The sequence below is a fragment of the Pseudomonas sp. NPDC087697 genome (assembly GCF_044743155.1).
GTDB lineage: Bacteria > Pseudomonadota > Gammaproteobacteria > Pseudomonadales > Pseudomonadaceae > Aquipseudomonas.
The window spans coordinates 25,636-51,082 of the sequence record NZ_JBIUVW010000034.1; the positions used below are offsets into that span (position 1 = coordinate 25,636).

Consider the following 25,447-nt stretch of genomic DNA (forward strand, 5'->3'; position numbering starts at 1 on the left):
AGCACTTGCCGAATGGATTCTGCCTAGGCAGAATCCGCTCCGTCCTAGGGGAGTAGTCTCCCACGAGCGCCATGCTCGTCCGGCATACGTCAACATACTTGGTCCTCAGACCATGGCGTATGCGACCCAAGCGTCCGCACAGACGGATTGCAGGGTTTGACAAGACCTATGACACGAACACCTTACCCGGGGCGGGAAGGCTGTACGTGTCATAGCCGTGTCGACCCGCCCCCTTAGGAAAACCCTGATGCTGGATTCTCTGCTCGTTCCTACCGCAGTCGTTGCCTTGGCCGAAATCGGCGACAAGACGCAATTGCTCGCCCTCATTCTCGCCGCGCGCTTTCGCAAACCCTGGCCGATCATCGCCGGTATCGTCGCTGCAACCCTGGCCAACCACGCCGCTGCGGGTGCTGTCGGTGCCTGGTTCGGGAGTTTCTTCTCGGATGCGACACTGCACTGGATCCTCGCCGCGAGCTTTACCGCGACGGCGCTGTGGACCCTGGTGCCGGACAAGATGGATGACGACGAAGCCAGCACCGCACGCAAATTCGGGCCGTTCCTGACCACGCTGATTGCGTTCTTCCTCGCGGAAATCGGTGACAAGACCCAGATCGCCACCGTGATGCTTGCCGCTCAGTACCCTGAGCTGTGGTTGGTGATCATCGGCACCACGCTCGGCATGCTGATTGCCAACGTGCCCGTGGTACTGGCCGGTAACTTCGCGGCAGACAAACTCCCCCTGACCCTGATCCGTCGCCTGGCAGCGTCGGCGTTCTTCATCCTTGCCATCGTTGCGGTGTACAAGGCGATGCAGAGTAGTGGGTGGATCTGACGTGGTAGGTCGGTAGACCGCGTTATCGTTCATCGCGAGCAAGCTCGCTCCCACACTGGTCCCGTGTACACCAAAGATCAAATGTGGGAGCGAGCTTGCTCGCGATGAGGCCATTACTGACGATATAAAACCATCAGGATTTTTTGGCCTGCTGGTAAAGCGGCATGACTTTCGGAATCGCTGCCTGTAGCGACGCAACCCGGCTGCTGGAGGCCGGGTGAGTGCTCATGAACTCAGGTGGCGAACCTTCGGAAGCCTTGCTCATTTTGTCCCAAAGGGTGATCGCCGCGTTCGGGTCGTAACCGGCGCGGGCGGCCAGCTCCAGGCCAATCAGGTCGGCTTCGTTTTCATTGGCGCGGCTGTTGGGCAAGGTCATGCCGTAGTTGGCCACGGTGTCAGCCAGTGCCAGCGTGTCCTGCCCCAACCCGAGCAAGGCACCCGCGCCCTGCTTGGCCATTTCGATGCCATAGGCCTTGGACATCGCTTCACGACCATGCTCGCGCAAGGCGTGGGCGATTTCATGGCCCATGACCGCAGCGATTTCATCATCGGTGAGCTTCAGGCTGTCGATCAGCCCGGTGTAGAAAATGATCTTGCCGCCAGGACCACAGTTGGCGTTGAGTTCGTCACTCTTGATCAAGTTGACTTCCCACTGCCATTGCGCCGAATCCGGCCGAAAAACCGGTGCCTGAGCAATCAGCCGATTGGCAATTGCCTGAACCCGTTTGGCCTCGTTACTGCTTTTGTCCAGCACACCCTGGTTGCTCGCCTCACCGACAGTCTTTTGGTAGGACTGGGCATACATCTGGTTGACCTCATCGGTCGACAGCATGCTGAACATGTACTGCTTGCGTTCCACACCCACCGCGCCGCCGTTGGTGGTGTTGACCGACTGGCAACCACTGAGCAGCAGACTTGCGCCCAGCGCACACAAAACCAATGTTTTATTCATGAACAAGCTCCCTGAAAACATGCCGCGTATCCTAGGCGGTGCAATGTATCGGCGCCAGATACAACAGACGTGCAGCACAGCATTTACCGATACATTCCATTTCACTGTCGCAATAAATTCATAAAACCCCGCTGACCCGAAAACACACAGGCCTGACACCTGTCTCTATGCGACCTGCACAGATCAAAAACAGTCATTGGCAAAAAACCCACTCATGGACCGCCCCACGTGCGCCGATACAGCTCGGCAGACGTCATCTTGCGTCCGGAGCCTTTATGAAATTCAAGTCGATCCAGTTTTCCGTCGCCGCGCTTGCCGGCGCCATCGTGCTCAGTGTGGTTGCCGCACTGGTGCTGTACGCGCTGTTTTCCGGCGCGCGAACCCAGGAAATGGTCCAGGAGCGGACCCAGGCGCAATTTGAACAAGTCATCGAGCAACGTCTGCGTGGACTGGCGCAAACCCAGGTCAGCCAGATCCAGCGCGAACTCGAAGCGCCCCTGCTGATCGCCGGCGGACTGGTGCGGGTCAACGCCTTGATTGGCGCTCAGGATGCCGATGGCAAACCATCGCTTGCCCTCAGCCGTGAGCAGCTGATCAACCTGATCAAGGAAAACGTCGCGAAGAATCCGAAGATTCTCGGGACCTACATCGGCTGGGAACCGAATGCGCTGGATCACAACGACGCGGCCTACATCGGCAGTAAAACCGTCGGCATCGACGCCACCACCGGGCGCTTTCTGCCGTGGTGGTTCCGCAACGACGACGGCAGCCTGGGCGTCGACAAGCTGGCAGACGTCAACGACCGCACCGTGCTGTCCACCGGTGTGCGTGCCAGTGAGTACTACCTGTGCTCCCAGGAAAGCAAAAAATCCTGCGTGATCGATCCGGCGCCTTACAAGGTCGGCGACAAGATCGTCATGCTCGCCTCCTTTATTGAACCGATCATGCTCAACGGCACCTTTCAGGGCATCGTCGGCGCTGACTTGTCGGTGAACTTCATTCAGGAAATGCTCCTGGCTGCGAACCAGAAGCTTTATAACGGTGCCGGTGAAATGGCGCTGATCGGCGGCAACCAGCGTCTGGTGGCTTATACCAAGGACCCGAGCAAGTTCGGTGAAAAGGTCAGCGACATCCTCGACGCCACTCAGGTTGCCAACCTGGGCAAACTCAATCGCGGCGAAGTGACCTATAACGTCGACAAGGCCAATGGCAAGATCGAGCTGTACCTGCCGTTCGGCATCGGCCAGACCGATGCGCGCTGGACCTTGCTGCTGCAACTGCCGCTGAACGCGGTCATGGCCGATTTGCACCAACTCCAGGGCGACCTGAACACCCAACGCAAGGCTGACACCTTTGGCATGGCCATGGTCGGCCTGGTGATTGCCGGCCTGGGCTTGCTGGTGATCTGGCTGGTGGGCCACGGCATCGCCCGCCCGCTGAAACAGATGGTCGCGATGCTCGATGACATCGCCCAGGGCGAAGGTGACCTGACGCGCCGCCTGACCAGCGACCGTGCCGACGAACTCGGCTCGATCGCCAAGGGCTTCAATACCTTCCTCGCCAAGTTGCAGGCGATGATCACCCAAGTGGTGACCTCGGTGCAGAGCGTCAGCGATTCGTCCGAACATACCGCCGACATTGCGATTCGCACCAACCTCGGCGTGCACAAGCAAATGGCCGAAATCGATCAGGTTGCCACCGCGGTGCAGGAGATGACCGCCACCGCCCAGGACGTAGCGCGCAACGCGACCCAGGCTGCACAAGCCGCCAGCCACGCCGATCAGGCAGCCGCCCAAGGCATGCAGATCGTGCGCGACACCTCGACCTCGATTGGCGTCCTCGCGGTGGAAATCGGCAAAGCGGTCGGTGTGGTGCAAACCCTGGCCAAGGACAGCGAGAACATTAACGCGATCCTGATCGCCATTCGCGGGATTGCCGAGCAGACCAACCTGTTGGCGTTGAACGCCGCCATCGAGGCCGCTCGGGCTGGTGAACAAGGCCGGGGCTTTGCGGTGGTGGCCGATGAAGTGCGCAACCTGGCACAGAAAACCCAGCAGGCGACTGAAGAAATCCAGTCGATGATTCAGCAGTTGCAGCAAGGCACACGCGACGTGGTGCGTGTGATGGAGGACAGCCAGAACAAGACCGACGAAAGCGTGCAACACGCGGCCAAAGCCGCGCAGGCACTGGAGACCATCACTCAGGCGGTGTCGGTGATCAACGACATGAACACCCAGATCGCCAGCGCCGCCGAAGAGCAAAGCGCGGTCGCCGATGACATCAACCGTAACGTGATCAACATCGGTCAGGTGGCCAATGAAGTCGCAGGCGGCGCGGATGAGTCGAGCGCGGCCAGTGCGGACCTGACCAAACTGGCCGAGCAGCAGCGGCGGTTGATCAATCAGTTCAAGGTCTAGAAATCGCCGGAAGGTCCTGCGGACCTTATCGCGGGCAAGCCTTGCTCCTACAGGATTATGGTCGTACACGCAACGTATGTACGACCATAATCCTGTAGGAGCAAGGCTTGCCCGCGATGCTTTTCGAGGCGACTCAACCCGGCGTCAGACATTCCGGCGCATTGAGCTTCGGATCATTTACCAGGTTCGCCAACACCCGCTCGCGCAATGCGGCAGGTTCGCTGGCGAGCAACGCCTGCAAGGTATGCAGCGGGGTTTCGGGGTTGAGCCAGGCTTCCTGACCAGCAGCATCGAGAATCAACGGACGACGCTGATTCGAGGCGGCCTGAGTCACTACCGCGGTGCTCAGCCACACCTGTTCCTGCACCGGATACGCTTCCCAGATTGCCGCAAAAAACAGCGACGAGCCCTCACCCGGCGTCAGCCAGTACGGGCGCTTGCGGGTGCCGCCGCGCCATTCGTAGAAACCGTTGGCCGGTAACAGGCAACGGCGCAGACGGAAAGCCTCACGAAACATCGGCTGCTCGGCGATAGTCTCTGCCCGAGCATGGGCCGGGGTCTTCGACAGGTCGGTCAGCCACGGCGGCGTCAGCCCCCAACGCGCGCGGGCAAGTGTGCGCTGGCCCGCTTCGGCGCGCAGGATCAGCACCGAATCATTGGGCGAAATATTCCACTGCGCCTGCTGATCAGCCGGGAAGCCGGGCAAGGCCGCGAATGCGGGGTTCCAACGAAACAGGGCAAAACGTCCACACATGGGGCAACACGACTCTGAGCGAAAACGGACGCCAGCCTAACAGACCAGGACGTCGGGAAAGCTATCCGGCTCGTCACCGGGCATCGGCAACGCGGCATTGTATGCGGCGATCAACTCACGTGCGTATTGCGCCTGATCGTTATCCACCGCCAACCCCAGCAGCCCAAACACCGGCAATTCACCCGCGCCACCCAGCAGATCACGCCCGACCAGATGCGCCTCGACCCCTTCACTGGCCAGCATGCCTTGCAACAACTCGCCTTCCATCAGATTTTCCGGTTCGTAGATGCGCTGCATAGAAGCCACCCTTCACTCGTTTTCGCTGTGAACTTCGAGCATCCATTCCTGACCGTCGGTCTGCAGAATAAATTTGATAGGCCGACAACACACGGGGCAGTCCTCGATATACGTCTGATCCCCTCCAGACAAATCCAGAACGGCCTCAGACTCTTCACCACAATAAGGACATTCGTAACGCTCGGTTTCCAGCATCGCGGTCTCCCAAGTGACTTGTGCGTATAATCGCCGGTCTATTTGCAGGGCTATTTTTGTTTGAGCTTACTTTTCAGACCGTGCCCTGCGTGTAATCGATCTAATCCATTACTTACCCTAGCCGTTTCTAACAAGAGAGCATGATGGGCGAATTCGATGCCATCCGACCTTACGACGACAGCGAAGTCCCAGCAGTGCTGGCACGGTTGCTCGGCGACAAGGCGTTTCTAGATATCCTCACCCACTTCCGCTTCCCGCGCTTTGCCGGTGCCTTCGGCTGGATGCTCAAACCACTTATAGCTTATCGGCTGCGCCGTGAGTTTGCCGGTATCAGTTCGGTTGCGACCCTGCAGGACAAGGTCGAGTTTTATGTCGACCACACCATCGAGCGTGCCACCGACGGCGTGACCTATACCGGCGTCGAACAATTCAAGTCCGGCAGTGCTTATCTGTTCCTGGCCAACCACCGCGACATCGTGATGGACCCGGCCTTCGTCAACTACGCGATCTACCACGCCGGTCTGCCGACGCCACGCATCGCGATTGGTGACAACCTGCTGCAAAAGCCTTTCGTCAGCGATCTGATGCGCCTGAACAAGAGCTTTATCGTGCACCGCTCCATCAGCGGTCGTCGAGAGAAGATGGCGGCATATCAGCTGCTGTCAGCCTACATCAATCATTCGATTCGCACTGATTGCCAGTCGATCTGGATCGCCCAGGCCGAAGGCCGCGCCAAGGACGGTGACGACCGTACCGAGTCGGCGATCCTCAAGATGTTCCACATGAGCCGCAAGGACGAGCCGTTTGGCGAGGTGATCCAGTCGCTGAACCTGACGCCGGTGTCGATCAGCTACGAGTACGACCCGTGCGATCAGGCCAAGGCCCGCGAGTTGTACATCCGCGCCACCACCGGCAGCTACTCCAAGGTGCCCGGCGAGGATGATGCGAGCATCGCCAAAGGCATCACCGGCTACAAAGGCCGGGTCCACGTGAACTTCGCCGCACCGATCAGCGAGCTGTTCGAAGACACCAAGCAATTGGCAATCGAGATGGACCGGCAGATCCTCGGCGGATACCGGTTGTTCCCGGTGCACTATCTGGCGTACGCCCAATGGAGCAACGCCGACCCGCAACTGCAAGTGCCAAGCGCTGCCCAGTTGTTCTCGGCCGAGGAACTGGTCAAGGCCCAGCAAGAATGGCAAAGCCGCCTCGATGCTTGCCCCGAGGAACACCGGCCATTTCTGGTATTGCAATACGCAACACCAGTGCGTAACCAGTACCGGGTCAAAGCGGGTTTGCCGCTGTAAGGTTTGGAGTGGATATGAGAACGGCGCCTTCGGGCGCCGTTTTTGATTGCGCGCTGAACCTGTGGCGAGCCATTGACTGATTAATTTCCGCTGTCACCTGAACGTCACCTTAACAAGCCAGTCTGTCGCCCCTCGAAACCGACACGGAGCCTGTCATGCTTCACGCAGAAAACCAGGATCGTCTCTACCTGATCACCCCCAGCGACGAACAACAAAACCTCGTCGGCAGCCTCGCCTTCAACGTCCAGGACCGCCACTGGCTCGTCTACTGCGCCCTGGGCGGCCACCAACACGCCGACCTGCCGGAAACCGACCTGCTGACCGGCGTGAGCATGCTGGATTTTTATGTAGAGGCAGCCTAGAAGCAGCGACAAGCTTTTGCTTTGGATTTCGATCTTGACCCACCCGCCCTTTCGGCAGGCTGAGTGGAGGTGTTTATCAGTCGCGGTTACCGCAGCAACGGATATGTACACCGTCAAAAAGCCAGGATCAAAAGATCGCAGCCTGCGGCAGCTCCTACAGATATCACCCCCCACAATGAAGTGGCGCTCCCCCACCACTCAACAGGCCGAGCGTTAGCTCGCCTGCCGCTGTTGATCTTGATCCACCCGCCCCTTCGGAAGGCCGAGCGCAGGTGTTCATCAGGGGGTTGGCGCGCAGCGCCATTCGGCGAAGCCGAATACATCGAGAGGAGGTCGTCGCGAAGCAGACCGTAGGCGATGCCCCCTGATGGACACCGAAGCGAGGGAACCCCGAGCCCCGGCGAGGGGCCGTACGCTCGGGGCGAAGACCTTTGCTTCCTTTGGGGCGTTTGCCAAAGGGAGTCGCCGTAAGGGCGAAACCCTAAGCGGCCGTTACCGCAGAAACGGATATGTACACCTGCAAGAGATTGGTCGGCTGTCAGGCCGCCATCGCGAGCAAGCTCGGCTCCCACAGTAGATCTATGTATATCCGCATGAGATTGGTCGGCTGTCAGGCCGCCTTCGCGAGCAAGCCCGCTCCCACAGAAAGCCCACACAAAAGTCCGACAGACACAAAAAACCCGGTGCCATCACTGACACCGGGCTTCTTGAATACAGCGAACCGTTATTCGCCGAGCATCTGACCAACCGTCGGATCCTTGAACAACCGGGTCAACGCATCACTCAACACATCGCTCACCAGCTTGGTGTTGGTTTCCTGATTCGGCGCCATACCAAAACGCTGATTCAGCGACGCAGCATAACGGCCACTGTAACGATGGTTGGCATTCTGCACATCAGAGCGGAAAGCCGCGCCAATAGTCGCCTCAGTCACATACATGCCTTCTTTGGGCGACTGATAACTCAGCTCTGCCAGCGTCACCGTCAACTGCGGCGCGTTGTAAGCGTTGGGCGTCGGGGTGAACCCCAACAGACGCACAGCCGCCTCGGCCTGAGCCTGCAACTTCGGCAGAATCTGCGCACCTTGCACCGTGATTGCGCTCGTTTCAGGGTAAAGGCCACCACGGGTGCCCAACGTTGGCGACGGACGGCCATCGACCACCCTCACCACCACCGGCTGACCATGCCCGACCGGCGCCAGCTGAGTCGTGAGCTTAGGCTCCGGGGCTAGTTGCTGCGGGCTGTTGGCGCAGCCAACCAGGGTCAAACTGGTCACAGTGATCAAACCGAACAACAGGCGTTGCAACATGCGCTACTCTCCAGATACAAATACGAACTGATCGGCAGTATAGCGGCCGGCACGCGCTTCAAACCAGCAACCCTGAAGACTTGTGCAAAGTCTGCGCTTGCGGGCGCTCGGTAACCTCAGTGTCATGCCGTACTGCTAACTTCTGTGTGGAAATCGAAGAAATTCGTCTCAACTGGTTGCACCAGCCGCTACCGGCCGGTGCCCGTCTGAGCCCACACACTCCTGACGCACAGTGCAGACGGTTTAGTCCATCTGACCGAACGGCTAATAAAAGTCATTAAACACGACCATTTCCCTGCGTTTCTTCGCTACAATCTCCCCCCGATTATAAGGACGTCTCCTGATCGGGCCTCGCAGCATCGCTGATACGCGAGTATTAGCTCCCCCGCACCGCCCACAGAGAGCCGCCCACACAGATCGAGTGAAGCTGGCGAGCTTGCTGTTTATCCTGCAAATCACCACTTTTCGCGAATCTGCAGAGCTGTCATTACGCTCGGTCACTGAGCTGTTTGCCCGTTTTGCCTGCCCTGTATCCCAGGGCGGCAATCCATCCGGGCACGGTGCCAGGCTGGGACAGCCCTTTTTTGAGGTTCACGTCTTCAAAAGAGCGTGAAAAAAACGGGTTTTCACAACTTCACAAGAGTGTGGCGAGCAAATGAATAGTTTTGCGTCTGAACATGCACCATTAGCGTCTACAACAGCCCAACGACACAGGACCGAGTACTCCTCAAGAACTGGAGCCTGAAGCCTGTCCACTACGGATTTGGTTGCACAAACGGACGTATCGGCCATAAGTCGAATTGCCTCCCGCGCGCTGAAGTGAGTTCATAGGAACCCTGAGCCCGGTAGGTAGCGTCTGTCGAAGTTGCGAAAAATTGCGAAGATTCGGACATGGCGATCCTGGCCATGGGTACCCGGGGCTCTACAGAGCATGCCCCGTAACTCCTGGCAGCTATGCCGACAATTTGGTGCTGCAGATTTTGGAGACGCGTTAAATGGCGCATAACGAAGCAGTCGACGTAGTACTGGTTGGGGCCGGCATCATGAGTGCCACCCTGGCTGTATTGCTCAAAGAGCTCGACCCCGCGATCAAGCTGGAAGTCGTCGAGCTGATGGATTCCGGTGCCGCGGAGAGTTCCAACCCGTGGAACAACGCCGGTACCGGTCACGCCGGGCTGTGTGAGCTGAACTACACGCCACAGGCCGCTGACGGCAGCGTCGACATCAAGAAAGCCGTGCACATCAACACCCAGTTCGAGGTGTCGAAGCAGTTCTGGTCCTACCTGACCCGAAAAGGCACCTTCGGCTCGTCGAAATACTTCATCAGCCCGGTTCCGCACCTGAGCTTCGTGCAAGGTGACGCTGGCGTTTCGTTCCTCAAGGAACGTTTCAAGGTGCTGAGCAAGCACCACGCCTTTGCCGACATGGAATACACCGAAGACAAGGCAAAAATGGCTGACTGGATGCCATTGATGATGCCTGGTCGTCCGGCCGACGAAGTCATCGCCGCGACCCGCGTAATGAACGGCACCGACGTCAACTTCGGCGCCCTGACCAATCAACTGCTCAAGCACCTGACCAGCGCACCCGATGCCCAGGTCAAGTACTGCAAGCGCGTGACCGGTCTCAAGCGTAACGGCGATGGCTGGACCGTCAGCATCAAGGACGTCAACAGCGGCAACAGCCGTGATGTCGATGCCAAGTTTGTCTTCCTCGGTGCTGGCGGTGCGGCATTGCCGTTGTTGCAGGCTTCGGGCATCGAAGAAAGCAAAGGTTTCGGCGGTTTCCCGATCAGCGGCCAATGGCTGCGTTGCGACAACCCGGAAGTGGTCAAACACCACCAGGCCAAGGTTTACAGCCAGGCAGCGGTGGGTTCGCCACCGATGTCAGTGCCGCACCTGGACACCCGTGTCGTCGATGGCCAGAAGTCCCTGCTGTTCGGACCTTACGCTGGTTTCACCACCAAGTTCCTCAAACACGGTTCGTTCATGGACCTGCCGATGTCGGTTCGCGCCGGCAACATCGGCCCGATGCTGGCCGTGGCCAAAAACAACATGGACCTGACCAAGTACCTGGTCAGCGAAGTGATGCAGTCGATGGAACAACGTCTGGAATCGCTGCGCCGCTTCTACCCTGAAGCCAAGGCCGAAGACTGGCGTCTGGAAGTCGCTGGCCAGCGCGTGCAGATCATCAAGAAAGACCCGAAAAAAGGCGGCATTCTGCAGTTCGGTACCGAACTGGTTGCCGCCAAGGACGGTTCCCTTGCGGCACTGCTCGGTGCATCGCCTGGCGCTTCGGTCACGGTGTCGATCATGCTTGAGCTGATCGAAAAATGCTTCCCGAACAAAGCCAAGGGTGAATGGGCAGCCAAGCTGGCGGAAATCTTCCCGGCTCGGGAAAAAGTCCTGGAAACCGACGCTGCGCTGTATCGCAAGATCAATACGCAGAACAACGTCGCTCTGGAACTGGTTGAAGAAAGCAGCGAGACCCCAAGCTTCGCTTGATGCTCGCGCATAAAAAAACGCCCCGTTCTCGTTGAGAGCGGGGCGTTTTTTTATGGCCACTTGTAGGAGCACGGCTTGCCGGCGATGGCGATCTCAAGGACGCCATCGCCGGCAAGCCGTGCTCCTACAGGTACAGGTCAGCCGCGAGCCTTGTTGATCAGCTCGATGTACTCGGCGGCGTTGCGTTGATCCTTGATCACATCAATGAAGGTCTGACCGTGTTCGTCCTTGCCGTCCAGGTCCAGGCCTGCCTCGACAAAGAACACCAGGAAACGCTCGAAATCGTCGATACGCAGGCCGCGGTAAGCCTTGATCAGCTTGTGCAGGGACGGCGAAGTCGCGTCGATCGGTTCAAAATCGAGGAACAATTTGATCTGCGCATCGCCGATCTCGTCACCAATCACCTGTTTCTTATCTTTACGCATTGCCGACTCCAGCTCGCAGACATTTCACGGGGCGGGCAGTTTACCCCTGCCCCGACCCAAGCCTCAACGACCAGCGTTCACTCGGAAAAGCGCTTGGCGCCCTGACGTGCTCGTATACAATATCCGCAATCACGCCTGCCGGGACTCATTCAAGTGCCTCTACCCAGCTTCAACGCCCCTAATCTGGGGATTGCGCCCTCGGCTTCGGAAGTTATCGCCAAACACCTGCGCGAGGCAATCATCGGTGGCCACTTCGCCGAAGACGAGCCGATCCGTCAGGACGACATCGCCCGCCTGTTCAACGTCAGCAAGATTCCCGTGCGCGAGGCGCTCAAACGTCTTGAGGCGGAAGGCCTGGTGCAGTTTCAGCGCAACAAGGGCGCGGTGGTGACGAAGATTTCCGAGCCCGAGCTGGCGCAGATCTTTGAAGTCCGGGTGCTGCTGGAGGTCCAGGCGATTCGCCTGGCGGTGCCGAACATGACTGAAGCCACGTTTGCCCGCGCCGAAAGTATCTGTGCCGAGTTCATCGACGAAAACAACATCGGCCGCTGGGCCGAATTGAACTGGGCGCTGCACGCGTGCCTGTACGAGCCGGCGCAGCGGCCGTTCCTGCTCAACCTGATCCGCTCGATTCACGACAAGGTCGAACGCTACCTGCGCATGCAGATGAGCTTTTCCGAAGGCAAGGACCGTGCGGACCACGAGCACCGCGACATTCTCGCCGCCTGCCGGGCCGGCGATGCCGACAAAGCCGCCGAACTGATCGAGCAGCACATCATTGGCGTGTGCCGCACGCTCTACGAACACCTGCCGAACGCACCCGCGCGGATCTGATCGACTGTGCCGATTTCGTCATCGGTAACGGTTAAATCCCTCAAGCCATCCCGCGCCTCAAACGCCAGTCTTGCACAGACATTTCCTGTGCAAGGTGGCGCCCTTCATGAAACGTATTCACGTCCTCGACTCTCACACTGGCGGTGAACCGACACGCCTGGTCATCGCCGGCTTCCCGGAACTGGGCGTAGGCTCGATGGCCGAACGTAAGCGCCGCCTCGCCGAGGAGCACGACCACTGGCGCGCCGCCACGGTGCTTGAGCCTCGCGGCAACGATGTGCTGGTCGGTGCCCTGCTCTGCGAGCCGCAAGATCCCGGTGCTTGTGCCGGGGTTATTTTCTTCAACAACAGCGGCTACCTCGGCATGTGCGGTCACGGCACCATTGGCCTGGTGGCCTCGCTGGCGTATCTCAAACGCATCGAGCCCGGCGTGCACCGGATTGAAACCCCAGTCGGCACGGTCGAAGCGACCTTGCACGAGGATCGCTCAGTCAGCGTGCGCAATGTCCCGGCCTATCGCTACCGCAAGGCCGTGCAGCTGACGCTACCGGGTTACGGCGCGGTCAGCGGTGACATCGCCTGGGGCGGCAATTGGTTTTTCCTGATCGCCGAACACGGCCAACGCATCGCCAGCGACAACCTCGAAGCCCTGACCGCTTACACCTGGGCGGTCCGCGAAGCGCTGGAAAGCCAGGGCATTCGCGGCGAAGACGGCGGCGAAATCGATCACATCGAGCTGTTTGCCGACGACCCTGTGGCCGACAGCCGCAATTTTGTCCTCTGCCCCGGCAAAGCCTACGACCGCTCGCCCTGCGGCACCGGCACCAGCGCCAAGCTGGCGTGCCTGGCCGCGGACGGCAAATTGCAGCCCGGTGAAGTCTGGCGCCAGGCCAGCGTGATCGGCAGCCAGTTCGAAGCCAGCTACGAGCGGCTCGACGAGCAACGCATCATTCCGACCATCCGTGGTCGCGCCCACATGAGTGGCGAGAGCCAATTGTTGCTGGAGGAAGACGACCCGTTCGTGTGGGGCATCGGTTCATGAATGCCGACGTCATCGTCATCGGCGCCGGTATCGTTGGCAGTGCCTGTGCCCATGAACTGGCGCAACGCGGGCTCGACGTGCTGGTGCTCGACAGCCAGCGCGGCGGCGCCACGGCTGTCGGTATGGGCCACTTGGTGGCGATGGATGACAACCCGGCCGAACTGGCGCTGAGCCAATACTCCATCGAGCTCTGGCGGCAATGGGCACCGCGCCTGGCCCCCGATTGCGCCTACAGCAATTGCGGCACGTTATGGCTGGCCGCCAATGACGAGGAAATGGCCGGTGCCGAACACAAACGCCAAACACTCAAGGCTCAGGGCATTGCCTGCGAGATGCTCGACCCACGCGCACTGTACGCGACCGAACCGATGCTGCGTCCCGGCCTGAGCGGTGCGCTGAAAGTCTGCGGCGACGGCATTCTCTACGCGCCGAATGCTGCTCACTGGCTGCTTAACCAAAGCGCCGGGAGGATCACTCGGCGCACGGTCGAAGTCACGCAAGTCGACGGCAATCAGCTGCGATTGGCTTCTGGCGAGCGATTACGCGCCGAGGCGGTGGTACTGGCCAACGGCATTCACGTCACCGAACTGTGCCCCGACCTGCCGATTCGCCCGAAGAAAGGCCATCTGCTGATCACCGACCGTTACCCCGGCAAGATCCATCACCAGTTAGTCGAGTTGGGCTATGTCACCAGTGCTCACGCCAGTGAAGGCACCTCGGTTGCCTTCAATGCCCAGCCACGGCCAACCGGGCAAATCTTCCTCGGCTCATCGCGCCAGTTCGACAGCACCGACCTGAGCGTCGAGCCAGAAGTGTTGGCGCGCATGCTGCGTCGGGCAATCGACTATTTGCCGGCGCTGGCCGGAATGAACGCCATCCGCAGCTGGACCGGCCTGCGTGCCGCCACGCCTGATGGCTTGCCGCTGATCGGTGAACATCCACAGCAAGCGGGTTTGTGGCTGGCCGCCGGACACGAGGGACTGGGCGTGACCACAGCTCCCGGCAGTGCGCAGTTGCTGGCCGCGCAGCTGTGCAAAACCACTCCGGCCATCGACCCGACGCCTTATCTGCCAGGGCGTTTCCTGTCCACCGCACAAGGGTTACGCGCATGATTGAATTGAGTCTCGACGGCCGCACGGTAGCGGTCGACGCCGGTACAACGGTTGCGGCGCTGCTCTACCTGGCAGGCGACGGCTGCAGTCGAACCTCGGTCAGCGGTCAGCGCCGGGCGCCTTTTTGCGGGATGGGCGTTTGTCAGGAGTGTCGGGTGAGTATCGACGGCCAACGCCGTCTCGCTTGCCAGACGGCGTGCCGCGCAGGTATGTGCGTGGAGACCCGGGCATGAAAGTCGATCTGCTGATTATCGGCGCAGGGCCGGCGGGCATGGCGGCAGCATTGGCCGCCGCACCGAGCACGGCACGCATCGCCGTCATCGATGACAACCCGGCACCCGGCGGGCAAATCTGGCGCGACGGGGTCAATGCGCACTTGCCGAACAATGCCCGGGTTCATCGTCAGAAACTGGCAGCCGCGAGCAACGTGCAGGTGTTCAATTCGACGCGTGTGGTGGCGCTGGCCGGGCCGAGGAAGCTGTTACTGGAAGACCCCGAACAGGGTTGGAGCATCGAGTACGAGCAACTGATTCTGTGCACCGGCGCCCGTGAATTGCTGCTGCCGTTTCCCGGCTGGACCTTGCCCGGTGTCACTGGCGCGGGCGGGCTGCAAGCACTGATCAAGGGCGGCATGCCGGTGGCCGGCGAGCGGCTGGTGATTGCCGGCACTGGTCCGTTGCTGCTGGCCAGCGCCGCCACCGCGAAAAAAGCCGGCGCCCAGGTACTGCAAATCGCCGAACAAGCGCCGCTGAGAGCCGTCGCAGGATTTGCCCTGCAACTGCCAAGATGGCCAGCCAAGTGGCTGCAAGCCTTGCAGTTGTTTGATCGTCACTACCGCAGAGACAGCCATGTCCTCGAAGCGTATGGCGACAGCCACCTGCAAGGCGTACGCCTGAAATGCCAGGGCCGGATCGTCGAGATTCCCTGCGAGCGACTGGCCTGCGGATTCGGCCTGATCCCCAATACCCAACTGGCCCAAGCGCTTGGTTGTGAATTGAACAACGATGCTATCGCCGTCGACGCGTACCAGCTCAGTAGCCTGGACGGACACTATGCGGCGGGCGAATGCACAGGTTTCGGCGGCAGTGAGCTGGCATTGGTTGAAGGTGCCATCGCAGGATTGATGGCCATCGGTGACGTACAGCAAGCCCGCGCACTCTGGCCGCAACGGCAACGCTGGCAAGCTTTCGCCGATCAGTTACGGCGCACCTTTGCCTTGCGTGATGAACTCAAACACCTGGCCACGCCCGACACGCTGATCTGCCGTTGTGAAGACGTGGCGCTGTCAGCGCTCAAGGCCTGCACCGGCTGGAACCAGGCCAAACTGCACACGCGTTGCGGCATGGGCGCCTGCCAAGGGCGAGTCTGTGGCGCGGCGACCCGTTACCTGTTCGACTGGCCACAACCGGCGCCACGTCCACCGTTTTCCCCGACGCGCATCGATACGCTGTTGCAGCTTACCGAGCTTCCCAATCCCGCGTCCGTCACCGTAGAGTAAGGCCCTCTTCCCTGCGGATCGCCACCGGATGACGTTCCCCTTGCCACTGCCCTGCCCCCGCGACCTGCCCGAGCTGCTGGGCAGTTTGCAACTGATCACACCGTTGCTTGATGCCATGCCCGGCGTGGTGTTCTTCGTCAAGGACACCGCCGCTCGCTACGTGCTGATCAATCGGACCCTGGCCCAACGCTGTGGCGCCAAAGACGCCAACGCGCTTCTCGGCAAGACGGCTGAACAGGTGTTTCCCTCGCGCTTCGGCCCGCATTACACCGAGCAAGACCTGCGGGTGCTGAGTGACGGCAGCCAGTTGAGCGATCAGCTTGAACTGCACCTTTACCCTGGCCACGAACCTGGCTGGTGCCTGACCCACAAACTGGCGCTGCGCGATGCACGGGGCGACATCATCGGCATGGCGGGGATTTCCTACGACCTGCTCGCGCCCCAGTCCAGTCATCCGGCCTATGAAAAACTCGCGGCGGTCGACGGGCATATCCGCGAGCATTACGCGCAACACATCGCGCTGAGTGAGCTGACGGCCCTCAGCGGTTTTTCCGTGGCGCAACTGGAGCGCCTGTGCAAACGGATCTTCCAACTGACGCCACGCCAGATGATTCACAAGGCACGCCTGGGCGCTGCCACGCAGTTGCTGTCAGGCGAGCTGCCAATCACCGAGATCGCCCTGCGCTGCGGTTACACCGACCACAGCGCGTTCAGCCGTCAATTCAAGGCACTCACCGGCGTGTCCCCTTCGCAGTACCGCGACAACCATCGCTGACTGTTACCCGTTACTGAGCACCCCGCCAAACCCTGCTCCCTTTTGTGACACGACGCCCGCCTTCAGGGCATTCGTCCTCGCGGCGTATTTCCTTGACCGGAATTTGCACTGCTGGCTGCTGGCGTCTGTTTCGGGCCTCGTAGCCCGTCAAGGATTTAACCCGATGAGGGCTTCGGTTTTTTGGCACAGCCAGTGCATATCAAATATCGTATACGAAATTCTAAATACCAATTTGATAAGAACTGCCCAACGCTCGACACCATCCGACAACGAGGCCCCTTATGAAAAATCCTGCATCCGCCGTCTTCATCACCGCCCTGCTGAGTAGCGCGTTCATCGCCCAGGCCCAGGCCGACAAACTCGACGACATCATCGAGTCCGGCAGCTTGCGTTGCGCGGTCACCCTGGACTTCCCGCCCATGGGCTTTCGCGATGAGAAAAACACCCCGGCCGGATTCGACGTCGACTACTGCAACGACCTGGCAAAAACCCTCGGGGTCAAAGCCGAGATTGTTGAGACACCGTTCCCGGACCGAATTCCGGCACTGGTTTCCGGCCGCGCAGACGTGATCGTCGCCTCCACCTCCGACACGCTGGAACGGGCCAAGACCGTGGGCATGACCATTCCCTACTTCGCCTTTCAGATGGTGGTGCTGACCCGCAACGATGCCGGGATCAAGGCCTACGCCGACCTCAAGGGCCACTCGGTGGGCGGCCCGGCCGGCACGTTTGAAGCCATCGCGCTGGAAAACGACGTGAAGAAATGGGGCGACACCAAAGGTGCTTTCCATGCCTACCAGTCGCTGGCTGATGCGGTACTTGCCCTGAGCCAGGGGCAGATCGACGCGACCACCGTGACCTCGACGGTCGCCTCGTCACTGATCAAATCCGGCAAGTACAAAAACCTCAGCGTCGCCGGCACCGCGCCCTATGACATCGACTACGTATCCCTGGGCGCCAAGCGCAATGAGTTCGGCCTGATCAACTACCTCAACCTGTTCGTCAATCATCAGGTGCGCTCCGGGCGGTATCAGGAGTTGTTCGCGCAATGGGTCGGCGGCACGGCGCCACAGCTGACGGCCAGCGGCGTGTATCGCTAAAACCCAAAAGATCGCAGCCTGCGGCAGCTCCTACAAATTTGCGTACACCCGGTAGGAGCTGCCGCAGGCTGCGATCTTGGCGATCTTAAAACCAAGGAACTCCTTTGATGTTCGACTACACCTTCCATTGGCGCGCCGCCTTCCAGGCGTTGCCGGACATGCTCGACGGCGCCCGGGTCACCCTGGAAATCGCGGTGCTGTCGATGCTCGCCGGCACCCTGATTGCGATGTTCCTCGCCCTCGGCCAGCAGTCCGACAAGCGCCTGTTCCGGGCGATTGCCGCCAGCTGGGTGTCGATCGCCCGCAACACGCCGGCACTGTTTCAGGTGTACATCCTGTACTTCGGCCTCGGTGCCTTTGGTATTCACATGGGCTCATGGCTGGCGTTGCTGATCGGCATCACCTTCAACAACGCCGGCTATCTGGCCGAGACATTTCGCGGCGGCCTCAACGCCGTGCCTGAAACCCAATTGCGCGCGGCCCGCTCGCTGGGTATGAGCGCACCGAAGGCCTATCGGCTGGTGGTCCTGCCGCAATTGCTGCGTGTGGTGTTTTACCCGCTGACCAATCAAATGGTCTGGGCCTTGTTGATGACGTCTTTGGGGGTGGTGGTCGGCCTGACCAGCGACCTCACCGGCGTGACCCAGGCGCTGAACGTGAAGACCTTTCGCACCTTCGAGTTCTTCGCCATCGCCGCCGTTCTCTACTTCGTCCTGGCCAAGCTGGTGGTGTTGATCGCCCGCCTGCTGGCTTGGCGCTTGTTCCGGTACTAGGAGGCCTGCATGTACACCTCAAGTTTTACCTCGGGCGACTTCATCTACCTGCTGCAAGGCGCCGGCACCACGCTGTTGCTGACGTTCTGGGCGATGTTGATCGGCACCTTGCTGGGTGTCGCCTGTGGCCTGCTCCGGGCTTTGCTGCCGCGTTTGAGCCTGCCGCTGGCCTGGGTACTGGACGTGTTTCGCAGCGTGCCGCTGCTGATTCAGTTTGTGCTGCTCAACTCGTTCAAGTCGATTGTCGGCCTGAACTGGAGCGCGTTCACCGTGGCCTGCGTGATCCTCGGTGCCTACTCCACCGCGTACTGCGCGGAAATCGTCCGTGGCGGTGTGCTGTCGGTGCCCTTGAGCACGCGGCGGGCCGCCCGCTCGCTGGGCCTCAGTCACCGCCAGGACTTGCTGCACATTGTCTTGCCGATGGCCACGCGGGTGGCGTTTCCGGGCTGGATCAACCTGACGCTGGCCGTCATGAAAGACACCTCGCTGGTGCTCTGGATCGGCATCGTCGAACTGCTGCGCGCCTCGCAAACCATCGTCACCCGGCTCCAGGAACCGTTGTTCGTCCTGGCCCTGGCCGGCCTTATCTACTACGTCATGAGTCTGGTGATCGCTCGTCTGGGTGTGCGGCTCGAACAGAGGTGGCAGGAAAATGATTGAGATCGAGAACGTTCGTAAATCCTTCGGCAACCTGGAAGTGGTCAAGGGTGTCGACCTGACGGTGAACAAAGGTGAAGTGGTGTCGATCATCGGTGGCTCGGGCTCGGGCAAGTCGACCTTGCTGATGTGCATCAACGGCCTGGAAGCCATTCAGGGCGGGCAGATCCGCGTTGACGGCACGCCGGTGCATGCCAGCGGCACCGACCTGAACAAGTTGCGGCAGAAAATCGGCATCGTCTTCCAGCAATGGAACGCCTTCCCGCACCTCACGGTGATGGAGAACGTGATGCTCGCACCGCGCAAGGTGCTCGGCAAAAGCCGTCAGGAAGCGGAAGAAATCGCCGTGCGGCAACTGACCCACGTGGGCCTCGGCGACAAGCTCAAGGTGTTTCCGAGCAAGCTCTCCGGCGGTCAGCAACAACGCATGGCGATTGCCCGGGCGCTGGCCATGTCGCCGGATTACATGCTGTTCGACGAAGCCACCTCGGCCCTCGACCCGCAACTGGTGGGCGAGGTGCTGGACACCATGCGCCTGCTCGCCGAGGAAGGCATGACCATGGTCCTGGTGACTCACGAAATCCGCTTTGCCCGCGATGTTTCGGATCGGGTGGCGTTCTTTCGCGACGGCAAGATCCACGAAATCGGTTCACCGGACCAGGTGATCGGCCAACCGCAACGAGCGGAAACCGCCGACTTCCTGAAGTCGGTGTTGTAACCCACAGACAGGCCTCAGGAGACAGTCATGCGTTCGAGCAAGATCATTCATGTGGTGAGTTGCCACGCCGAAGGTGAAGTCGGTGACGTTATCGTCGGCGGTGTCGCGCCACCGCCCGGCGCGACCCTGTGGGAACAGTCGCGCTGGATTGCCGAGGACCAGACCCTGCGCAACTTCGTGCTGAACGAGCCACGCGGCGGGGTGTTTCGCCACGTCAATCTGCTGGTGCCGGCCAAGAACCCGCTCGCCGACATGGCGTGGATCATCATGGAACCGGCTGACACGCCACCGATGTCCGGCTCCAACTCGCTGTGCGTGGCCACGGTGCTGCTCGACAGCGGTATTTTGCCGATGACCGAACCGCTGACCCGCCTGGTGCTCGAAGCCCCCGGCGGCTTGATCGAGGTGACCGCCCAATGCCATAACGGCAAGGCCGAGCGGGTCGAGGTGCGGAACGTGGTGTCGTTTGCCGACAAGCTTGATGCCTGGATCGAAGTCGAAGGCCTCGGTTCGCTGCAGGTCGATACCGCCTATGGCGGCGACAGTTTTGCGATTGTCGATGCCCAGCGTCTGGGTTTCTCACTGACCGCCGATGAAGCCGCGGACCTGGTCGCTACCGGTCTTAAGATCACTCAGGCGGCCAACGAACAATTGGGCTTCGTGCACCCGCTGAACCCGGACTGGAAACATATTTCGTTCTGCCAGATCGCCGCGCCGCTCGACCGCGCCAATGGCGTGGCCAGTGCCGCCAACGCGGTGGTGATCCGCCCCGGAAAAATCGACCGTTCACCCTGCGGCACCGGTTGTTCGGCGCGCATGGCGGTGCTGCATGCCAAAGGCCAGCTGGCGGTGGGCGAAGTGTTCATCGGACGCTCGATCATCGGTTCCGAGTTTCATTGCCGGATCGACAGCACCACTGAAATAGCCGGACGCCCGGCCATCATTCCCTGCCTGTCCGGGCGCGCCTGGATCACCGGCACCCACCAGCATATGCTCGACCCAAGCGATCCTTGGCCGGGCGGCTATCGACTGTCCGACACCTGGCCGGTCGACCTGACTATTTGAAGCACCGTACCTGGCAAACCCCTTTGAACCCCCATGGCACTTTCAGTGCTCAACTTAAACGTATACGAAATACCAAACAGTCATTATCGGAGGCAACATGAGCAAGCACGTTAACTGGAGCGGCGTTTTCCCTGCGGTCACTACCCAGTTCAACCCGGACTTTTCCATCGACTACGAAGACACGCACAAGGTCATCAGCGGGCTGGTGCGCGACGGTGTTTCGGGGCTGGTGATCTGCGGCACCGTCGGCGAGAACACCTCGCTAAGCACCGAGGAAAAAATCAGCCTGGTGGAAGTCGCCAGGGACGCCGCAGCAGGTCGGGTACCGGTGATCTCCGGTGTCGCCGAATTCACCAGCGCCAACGCCAGCAAGGTCGCCAAGGAAATCCAGCGCGTGGGCGCCGACGGCATCATGCTGATGCCGGCGCTGGTCTACTCCTCGAAACCCTTCGAGACCGCCGCGCATTTCCGTAGCGTCGCCGCCAGCATCGACCTGCCGGTGATGGTCTACAACAACCCGCCAATCTATAAAAACGACGTGACCCCGGACATCCTGATTTCCCTCGCCGACTGCGACAACGTCGTCTGCTTCAAGGATTCCTCAGGCGATACCCGGCGTTTCATCGACGTGCGCAATGAAGTCGGCGACCGCTTTGTACTGTTCGCCGGGCTCGATGACGTGGTGCTCGAAAGCATTGCCGTTGGCGCGGTGGGCTGGGTTTCCGGGATGTCCAATGCCTTCCCGAAAGAAGGCGAGACGTTGTTCCGCCTGGCGCGCGATGGTCGCTTCAAAGAAGCCATGCCGATCTACGAATGGTTCATGCCACTGCTGCACCTCGATGCCCGCCCGGACCTGGTGCAGTGCATCAAGCTCTGTGAAGAACTGATGGGCCGCGGCACGGCGCTGACCCGTCCACCTCGCCTGGCTCTGCTTGACCACGAACGCAACGAGGTCGAAACGCTGGTCAAGGCCGCGCTCGCCAACCGCCCGACCTTGCCCGACGTCGGTCTATAACAGCCCCTCCCACTGCCGCGCTCTTGATTGAGCGCGGCCACGCCGAGCATTTTTTATGTCAGCCATTATCGGCCACAACTTTATCGGCTTCGGCCGCAGCGCCGCAGGTGAGCAGATCCTGCACAGCATCGACGCCCACAGCGGTGAACCTCTGCCCTATGGATTCAGCCAGGCCAACGCGGAGGAAATCGACAACGCCGCACACTTCGCCGCCAAGGCCTACCCCATTTATCGCAACCTGCCGGCCAGTGTCCGCGCTGGTTTTCTCGAGACTATCGCCGAAGAAATTGACGCCCTGAGCGATGACTTCATCGCCATCGTCTGTCGCGAGACGGCCCTGCCCGCTGCGCGGATTCAGGGCGAACGGGCGCGAACCAGCGGCCAGTTGCGGCTGTTCGCCCGAGTGCTGCGTCAAGGCGATTTCCTCGGCGCACGGATCGACCGAGCCATGCCTGCACGCCAGCCATTGCCACGGCCAGACCTGCGTCAATGGCGTATCGGCCTGGGCCCGGTGGCGGTGTTCGGTGCGAGCAACTTTCCGCTGGCGTTTTCCACCGCCGGTGGCGATACCGCCGCAGCCCTGGCCGCCGGTTGCCCGGTGGTGTTCAAGGCCCACAGTGGGCATATGGCAACCGCCGAGCTGGTTGCGGCAGCGATCATTCGCGCGGCTCAGCGCAGCGGCATGCCCGAGGGCGTGTTCAACATGATTTATGGCGCGGGCGTCGGCGAGGCGCTGGTCAAACACCCCGCGATCCAGGCCGTAGGATTCACCGGCTCACTCAAAGGTGGTCGTGCCCTGTGCGACATGGCCGCCGCCAGGCCGCAACCGATACCGGTGTTCGCCGAAATGTCGAGCATCAACCCGGTACTGCTGCTACCCGCCGCCCTGACGGCCCGCAGCGACACCATCGCCAGCGAACTGAGCGCCTCGATCGTCCTGGGTGGCGGCCAGTTCTGTACCAATCCGGGTTTGATCATCGGCCTGCGCTCGGCGGCGTTCAGCGCCCTCATTGAACAACTCACCGCGCAGATGAACAAAAAACCGCCACACACCCTGCTCAACAGCGGTACCTGGCGTAGTTATGAAGCCGGTGTGCAGCGCTTGCTGGAGCATCCACGGGTGACGCGTCTGAGCGGCGAGCATGCGCCAGGCAATCAGGTGCAACCACAGCTGTTCAAAGCTGACGTCAGCCTGTTGCTTGAAGGGGATGAGGTGCTGCAAGAAGAAGTGTTCGGCCCGGCCAGCATTGTGCTGGAGGTGGCCGACGAGCAAGAGCTCAGGTTGGCGCTGCATGCATTGCACGGGCAGTTGACCGCCACGCTGATCGCCGAACCGGCAGACCTTGAGCTGTGCTCGCAACTGATACCGATCCTTGAGCAGAAAGCCGGACGCCTGCTGCTCAACGGTTATCCGACCGGTGTCGAAGTCTGCGATGCAATGGTCCACGGCGGACCGTATCCAGCGACGTCGGATGCCCGCGGCACCTCGGTTGGCAGCCTGGCGATCGAGCGCTTCCTGCGGCCGGTGTGTTATCAGAACTGTCCGGACGGATTACTGCCGGACGCGCTGAAGAACGCCAATCCATTGGGGATTCTGCGTCTGGTCGATGGGGTGAACACCCGCGAGGAACTGAATCAAGCGGGCTGACGCCCGCTGTGCACCGTCAATCGAACTGCGCGCGCATCCAGGCCTGATATTCGGCAACGCCGGGCTCACCTTCGCGGGGTGCCCAATGCGCATGCTCGCCTTCGCCCACCGGACGATACGGTCCGGCCTTGCATTCGAACATCACGCTGTCCGCTTCAAGCACGACCAGACCGTGGTAAACACCCGCCGGAAGGTCGATCCCCAGCGTATCGCCGCCGCACTCCAGGACTCGCTTGGCAACCACCTGGCCCGCTTCGTCGAAAACCAGTACGCCCAGACGCCCCTTGAGGATCAGTATCGTTTCAGCCTTGTCTTCGCTCAAATGCCGATGTGGCGGAACGTACGTCGATGGCTGCAAGCCCACCGCCATGCGGTGGCATGGCTCGTCCATCTGGTGGAAGTTGTGATGCTGGCGACCACGAGGATTGGCCGCAGACTTCTCGGCCAGCTCGCTGAACAACGTTTGATCAAGAAAGCTCGGCGTCGCCATGTTTTACATTCCCTTAACGGCGTAGATTCCGGCGGCGTTGCGCCAGTAGCCTTTGTAGTCCATGCCGTAACCGAAGATGTAGCGGTCGATGCACGGCAGACCGACGTAATCGGCTTTCAGGTCCGGGCGAGCCTTGCGGTCGTGGTCCTTGTCGATCAGTACGGCGGTGTGCACGGCGCGGGCGCCAGCATGTTTGCAGAAGTCGATGATCGCGCCCAGGGTGTGACCTTCGTCAAGGATGTCGTCGATGATCAGCACATCACGGTCGATGAACGAGACTTCCGGCTTGGCTTTCCAGAACAGGTCGCCGCCGCTGGTTTCGTTGCGATAGCGGGTAGCGTGCAGGTAGGACGCTTCCAGCGGGAAATTCAGATAGGTGAGCAGCTTGCCGGAGAAAATCAGCCCGCCGTTCATCACGCAGAACACCACCGGATTGCTGTCAGCCAGTTGTTCGTTGATTTGCGCACCGACGCGGGCGATGGCCGCCTCGACTTCAGCTTCGGTGTACAGGCAGTCAGCCTCTCGCATGATTTGACGGATATGCTCGAGATCAGCGGACATGGTGCTCTCCAAGGGGGTGGCGGATTCGGAAAAGCGAGCAAAGGTACGCATCCCGCCGGGTCAGATCAAGCGTTTCTGGACTAACGTACTGTATGTCTATAGGACAACACCCCCGGATAGATTAATCTAGGCCGGTTTTTTTGCCCGCCGCCGGAGCCTTTCCCTATGCCCATACGTGAGATCCGCCATCCGCTGATCCGACACAAACTTGGCCTTATGCGCCGCGCAGACATTAGCACGAAGAATTTCCGCGAGCTCGCTCAGGAAGTCGGTGCCCTGCTGACCTACGAGGCCACCAAAGACCTGCCCCTTGAAACCTACGATATCGAAGGCTGGTGCGGCACTGTTTCGGTCGAAAAGATCGCCGGCAAGAAAATTACCGTCGTGCCGATCCTGCGCGCCGGCATCGGCATGCTCGAAGGCGTGCTCAGCCTGATCCCGGGCGCCAAAGTCAGCGCGGTGGGCGTGGCCCGCAACGAGGAAACCCTCGAAGCCCATACGTATCTGGAAAAACTGGTTCCGGAAATCGACGAACGTCTGGCGATGATCATCGACCCGATGCTCGCCACTGGCGGTTCGATGGTTGCCACCATCGACCTGCTGAAGAAGGCCGGTTGCAAGGATATCCGCGCGATGGTTCTGGTTGCCGCCCCGGAAGGTATCGCAGCGGTCGAAAAGGCTCACCCGGACGTGATCATCTACACCGCATCCATTGATCAAAAACTCAACGAACACGGCTACATCATTCCGGGTCTGGGCGATGCCGGTGACAAGATCTTCGGCACCAAGCAGAAGGACGCGTGAG

27 protein-coding genes, 1 pseudogene and 1 riboswitch are annotated in these 25,447 nt (G+C 60.5%); of the genes and pseudogenes, 20 read left to right on the forward strand and 8 right to left on the reverse strand.

Annotation, left to right across the window (positions count from 1 at the left end; all coding sequences use genetic code 11):
• Nucleotides 1-35 precede the first annotated feature (35 nt).
• A riboswitch (yybP-ykoY riboswitch) is annotated at nucleotides 36-157 on the forward strand.
• A gap of 90 nt (nucleotides 158-247) precedes the next feature.
• On the forward strand, nucleotides 248-832 hold the full coding sequence (locus ACIPIN_RS20700) for a TMEM165/GDT1 family protein (RefSeq protein ID WP_401121528.1): 585 nt from the start codon (nucleotides 248-250) through the stop codon (nucleotides 830-832).
• Between the two features lie 133 nt (nucleotides 833-965).
• Here ACIPIN_RS20700 and ACIPIN_RS20705 read toward each other — a convergent pair whose 3' ends face one another.
• Entirely contained in the window at nucleotides 966-1,784 is an 819-nt protein-coding gene (locus ACIPIN_RS20705; RefSeq protein ID WP_401121530.1) for a M48 family metallopeptidase, read from the reverse strand.
• A gap of 1,364 nt (nucleotides 1,785-3,148) precedes the next feature.
• Here ACIPIN_RS20705 and ACIPIN_RS20710 point away from each other — a divergent pair.
• Both ACIPIN_RS20710 and ACIPIN_RS20715 read left to right on the forward strand, forming a co-directional pair.
• Nucleotides 3,149-3,346 (forward strand): annotated as a pseudogene (locus ACIPIN_RS20710) (HAMP domain-containing protein); the annotation flags it as partial.
• A gap of 111 nt (nucleotides 3,347-3,457) precedes the next feature.
• Nucleotides 3,458-4,201, forward strand: a complete 744-nt coding sequence (locus ACIPIN_RS20715; RefSeq protein ID WP_371917635.1) for a methyl-accepting chemotaxis protein — start codon at nucleotides 3,458-3,460, stop codon at nucleotides 4,199-4,201.
• A 133-nt stretch (nucleotides 4,202-4,334) separates the two neighbouring features.
• On the opposite strand, the gene ACIPIN_RS20720 is transcribed toward ACIPIN_RS20715, so the two are convergent.
• The 3 genes from ACIPIN_RS20720 to ACIPIN_RS20730 are packed head-to-tail and all read right to left on the reverse strand — an operon-like array spanning nucleotide 4,335 to nucleotide 5,447.
• Nucleotides 4,335-4,955, reverse strand: a complete 621-nt coding sequence (locus tag ACIPIN_RS20720) for an SOS response-associated peptidase (RefSeq protein WP_401121532.1) — start codon at nucleotides 4,953-4,955, stop codon at nucleotides 4,335-4,337.
• Between the two features lie 36 nt (nucleotides 4,956-4,991).
• The gene (locus ACIPIN_RS20725; RefSeq protein ID WP_054595657.1) at nucleotides 4,992-5,252 is read right to left on the reverse strand and encodes a putative signal transducing protein; all 261 of its coding nucleotides are present in this window, start codon (nucleotides 5,250-5,252) and stop codon (nucleotides 4,992-4,994) included.
• 12 nt (nucleotides 5,253-5,264) lie between these two features.
• The gene (locus ACIPIN_RS20730; protein ID WP_401121535.1) at nucleotides 5,265-5,447 is read right to left on the reverse strand and encodes a CPXCG motif-containing cysteine-rich protein; all 183 of its coding nucleotides are present in this window, start codon (nucleotides 5,445-5,447) and stop codon (nucleotides 5,265-5,267) included.
• A 140-nt stretch (nucleotides 5,448-5,587) separates the two neighbouring features.
• Here ACIPIN_RS20730 and ACIPIN_RS20735 point away from each other — a divergent pair, with 140 nt between their 5' ends.
• Together ACIPIN_RS20735 and ACIPIN_RS20740 are read left to right on the forward strand one after the other, a co-directional pair.
• A complete protein-coding gene (locus ACIPIN_RS20735) occupies nucleotides 5,588-6,754 on the forward strand; it encodes a 1-acyl-sn-glycerol-3-phosphate acyltransferase (RefSeq protein ID WP_401121537.1) in 1,167 nt (388 codons plus the stop codon).
• A gap of 155 nt (nucleotides 6,755-6,909) precedes the next feature.
• Nucleotides 6,910-7,116 carry a hypothetical protein gene (locus tag ACIPIN_RS20740; RefSeq protein WP_071553371.1) on the forward strand — a complete coding sequence of 69 codons (207 nt, stop codon included), beginning with the start codon at nucleotides 6,910-6,912 and terminating at the stop codon, nucleotides 7,114-7,116.
• Nucleotides 7,117-7,840: 724 nt separating this feature from the next.
• On the opposite strand, the gene ACIPIN_RS20745 is transcribed toward ACIPIN_RS20740, so the two are convergent.
• Nucleotides 7,841-8,425, reverse strand: coding sequence for a YajG family lipoprotein (locus tag ACIPIN_RS20745; protein ID WP_401121540.1), 585 nt, complete (start codon nucleotides 8,423-8,425; stop codon nucleotides 7,841-7,843).
• Nucleotides 8,426-9,420: 995 nt separating this feature from the next.
• On the opposite strand from ACIPIN_RS20745, the gene mqo reads away from it, so the two are divergent.
• Nucleotides 9,421-10,929, forward strand: a complete 1,509-nt coding sequence (mqo, locus tag ACIPIN_RS20750) for a malate dehydrogenase (quinone) (RefSeq protein ID WP_401121543.1) — start codon at nucleotides 9,421-9,423, stop codon at nucleotides 10,927-10,929.
• A gap of 137 nt (nucleotides 10,930-11,066) precedes the next feature.
• On the opposite strand, the gene ACIPIN_RS20755 is transcribed toward mqo, so the two are convergent.
• Nucleotides 11,067-11,354 carry a PA4642 family protein gene (locus tag ACIPIN_RS20755; RefSeq protein WP_401121545.1) on the reverse strand — a complete coding sequence of 96 codons (288 nt, stop codon included), beginning with the start codon at nucleotides 11,352-11,354 and terminating at the stop codon, nucleotides 11,067-11,069.
• 153 nt (nucleotides 11,355-11,507) lie between these two features.
• Here ACIPIN_RS20755 and ACIPIN_RS20760 point away from each other — a divergent pair, with 153 nt between their 5' ends.
• From ACIPIN_RS20760 to ACIPIN_RS20820, 13 genes are all read left to right on the forward strand, one after another.
• A complete protein-coding gene (locus ACIPIN_RS20760; RefSeq protein WP_401121546.1) occupies nucleotides 11,508-12,188 on the forward strand; it encodes a GntR family transcriptional regulator in 681 nt (226 codons plus the stop codon).
• A 106-nt stretch (nucleotides 12,189-12,294) separates the two neighbouring features.
• Nucleotides 12,295-13,230 carry a 4-hydroxyproline epimerase gene (locus ACIPIN_RS20765; RefSeq protein WP_401121549.1) on the forward strand — a complete coding sequence of 312 codons (936 nt, stop codon included), beginning with the start codon at nucleotides 12,295-12,297 and terminating at the stop codon, nucleotides 13,228-13,230.
• On the forward strand, nucleotides 13,227-14,342 hold the full coding sequence (locus ACIPIN_RS20770; RefSeq protein WP_401121550.1) for an NAD(P)/FAD-dependent oxidoreductase: 1,116 nt from the start codon (nucleotides 13,227-13,229) through the stop codon (nucleotides 14,340-14,342). Before ACIPIN_RS20765 ends, ACIPIN_RS20770 begins: the two co-directional genes overlap by 4 nt.
• Nucleotides 14,339-14,575: a (2Fe-2S)-binding protein gene (locus tag ACIPIN_RS20775; RefSeq protein WP_401121553.1), complete on the forward strand. Its 237-nt coding sequence runs from the start codon at nucleotides 14,339-14,341 to the stop codon at nucleotides 14,573-14,575. Before ACIPIN_RS20770 ends, ACIPIN_RS20775 begins: the two co-directional genes overlap by 4 nt.
• The gene (locus ACIPIN_RS20780) at nucleotides 14,572-15,840 is read left to right on the forward strand and encodes an FAD-dependent oxidoreductase (RefSeq protein WP_401121554.1); all 1,269 of its coding nucleotides are present in this window, start codon (nucleotides 14,572-14,574) and stop codon (nucleotides 15,838-15,840) included. Before ACIPIN_RS20775 ends, ACIPIN_RS20780 begins: the two co-directional genes overlap by 4 nt.
• A gap of 28 nt (nucleotides 15,841-15,868) precedes the next feature.
• Nucleotides 15,869-16,615, forward strand: coding sequence for a helix-turn-helix domain-containing protein (locus ACIPIN_RS20785; RefSeq protein ID WP_401121556.1), 747 nt, complete (start codon nucleotides 15,869-15,871; stop codon nucleotides 16,613-16,615).
• A gap of 281 nt (nucleotides 16,616-16,896) precedes the next feature.
• Nucleotides 16,897-17,715 (forward strand): transporter substrate-binding domain-containing protein, encoded by an 819-nt coding sequence (locus ACIPIN_RS20790; RefSeq protein WP_401121557.1) that lies wholly within the window; start codon nucleotides 16,897-16,899, stop codon nucleotides 17,713-17,715.
• 107 nt (nucleotides 17,716-17,822) lie between these two features.
• Nucleotides 17,823-18,488: an amino acid ABC transporter permease gene (locus tag ACIPIN_RS20795; RefSeq protein WP_401121559.1), complete on the forward strand. Its 666-nt coding sequence runs from the start codon at nucleotides 17,823-17,825 to the stop codon at nucleotides 18,486-18,488.
• Between the two features lie 9 nt (nucleotides 18,489-18,497).
• Nucleotides 18,498-19,148: an amino acid ABC transporter permease gene (locus ACIPIN_RS20800; RefSeq protein WP_401121561.1), complete on the forward strand. Its 651-nt coding sequence runs from the start codon at nucleotides 18,498-18,500 to the stop codon at nucleotides 19,146-19,148.
• On the forward strand, nucleotides 19,141-19,863 hold the full coding sequence (locus ACIPIN_RS20805) for an amino acid ABC transporter ATP-binding protein (RefSeq protein WP_071553359.1): 723 nt from the start codon (nucleotides 19,141-19,143) through the stop codon (nucleotides 19,861-19,863). The genes ACIPIN_RS20800 and ACIPIN_RS20805 overlap by 8 nt, the downstream gene beginning before the upstream one ends.
• A 27-nt stretch (nucleotides 19,864-19,890) precedes the next feature.
• Nucleotides 19,891-20,928: a proline racemase family protein gene (locus ACIPIN_RS20810; RefSeq protein ID WP_401121563.1), complete on the forward strand. Its 1,038-nt coding sequence runs from the start codon at nucleotides 19,891-19,893 to the stop codon at nucleotides 20,926-20,928.
• A 97-nt stretch (nucleotides 20,929-21,025) separates the two neighbouring features.
• Complete coding sequence (locus ACIPIN_RS20815) at nucleotides 21,026-21,943, forward strand: dihydrodipicolinate synthase family protein (protein ID WP_401121566.1); 918 nt, start codon at nucleotides 21,026-21,028, stop codon at nucleotides 21,941-21,943.
• A 55-nt stretch (nucleotides 21,944-21,998) separates the two neighbouring features.
• Nucleotides 21,999-23,591 (forward strand): aldehyde dehydrogenase (NADP(+)), encoded by a 1,593-nt coding sequence (locus tag ACIPIN_RS20820; RefSeq protein ID WP_401121568.1) that lies wholly within the window; start codon nucleotides 21,999-22,001, stop codon nucleotides 23,589-23,591.
• A gap of 16 nt (nucleotides 23,592-23,607) precedes the next feature.
• On the opposite strand, the gene ACIPIN_RS20825 is transcribed toward ACIPIN_RS20820, so the two are convergent.
• Nucleotides 23,608-24,081, reverse strand: a complete 474-nt coding sequence (locus tag ACIPIN_RS20825; protein WP_401121570.1) for a WbuC family cupin fold metalloprotein — start codon at nucleotides 24,079-24,081, stop codon at nucleotides 23,608-23,610.
• A 3-nt stretch (nucleotides 24,082-24,084) separates the two neighbouring features.
• Nucleotides 24,085-24,642, reverse strand: coding sequence for a hypoxanthine-guanine phosphoribosyltransferase (locus tag ACIPIN_RS20830; RefSeq protein ID WP_401121572.1), 558 nt, complete (start codon nucleotides 24,640-24,642; stop codon nucleotides 24,085-24,087).
• 165 nt (nucleotides 24,643-24,807) lie between these two features.
• Here ACIPIN_RS20830 and upp point away from each other — a divergent pair, with 165 nt between their 5' ends.
• A complete protein-coding gene (upp, locus tag ACIPIN_RS20835; protein WP_145019802.1) occupies nucleotides 24,808-25,446 on the forward strand; it encodes a uracil phosphoribosyltransferase in 639 nt (212 codons plus the stop codon).
• Nucleotide 25,447: the final 1 nt, after the last annotated feature.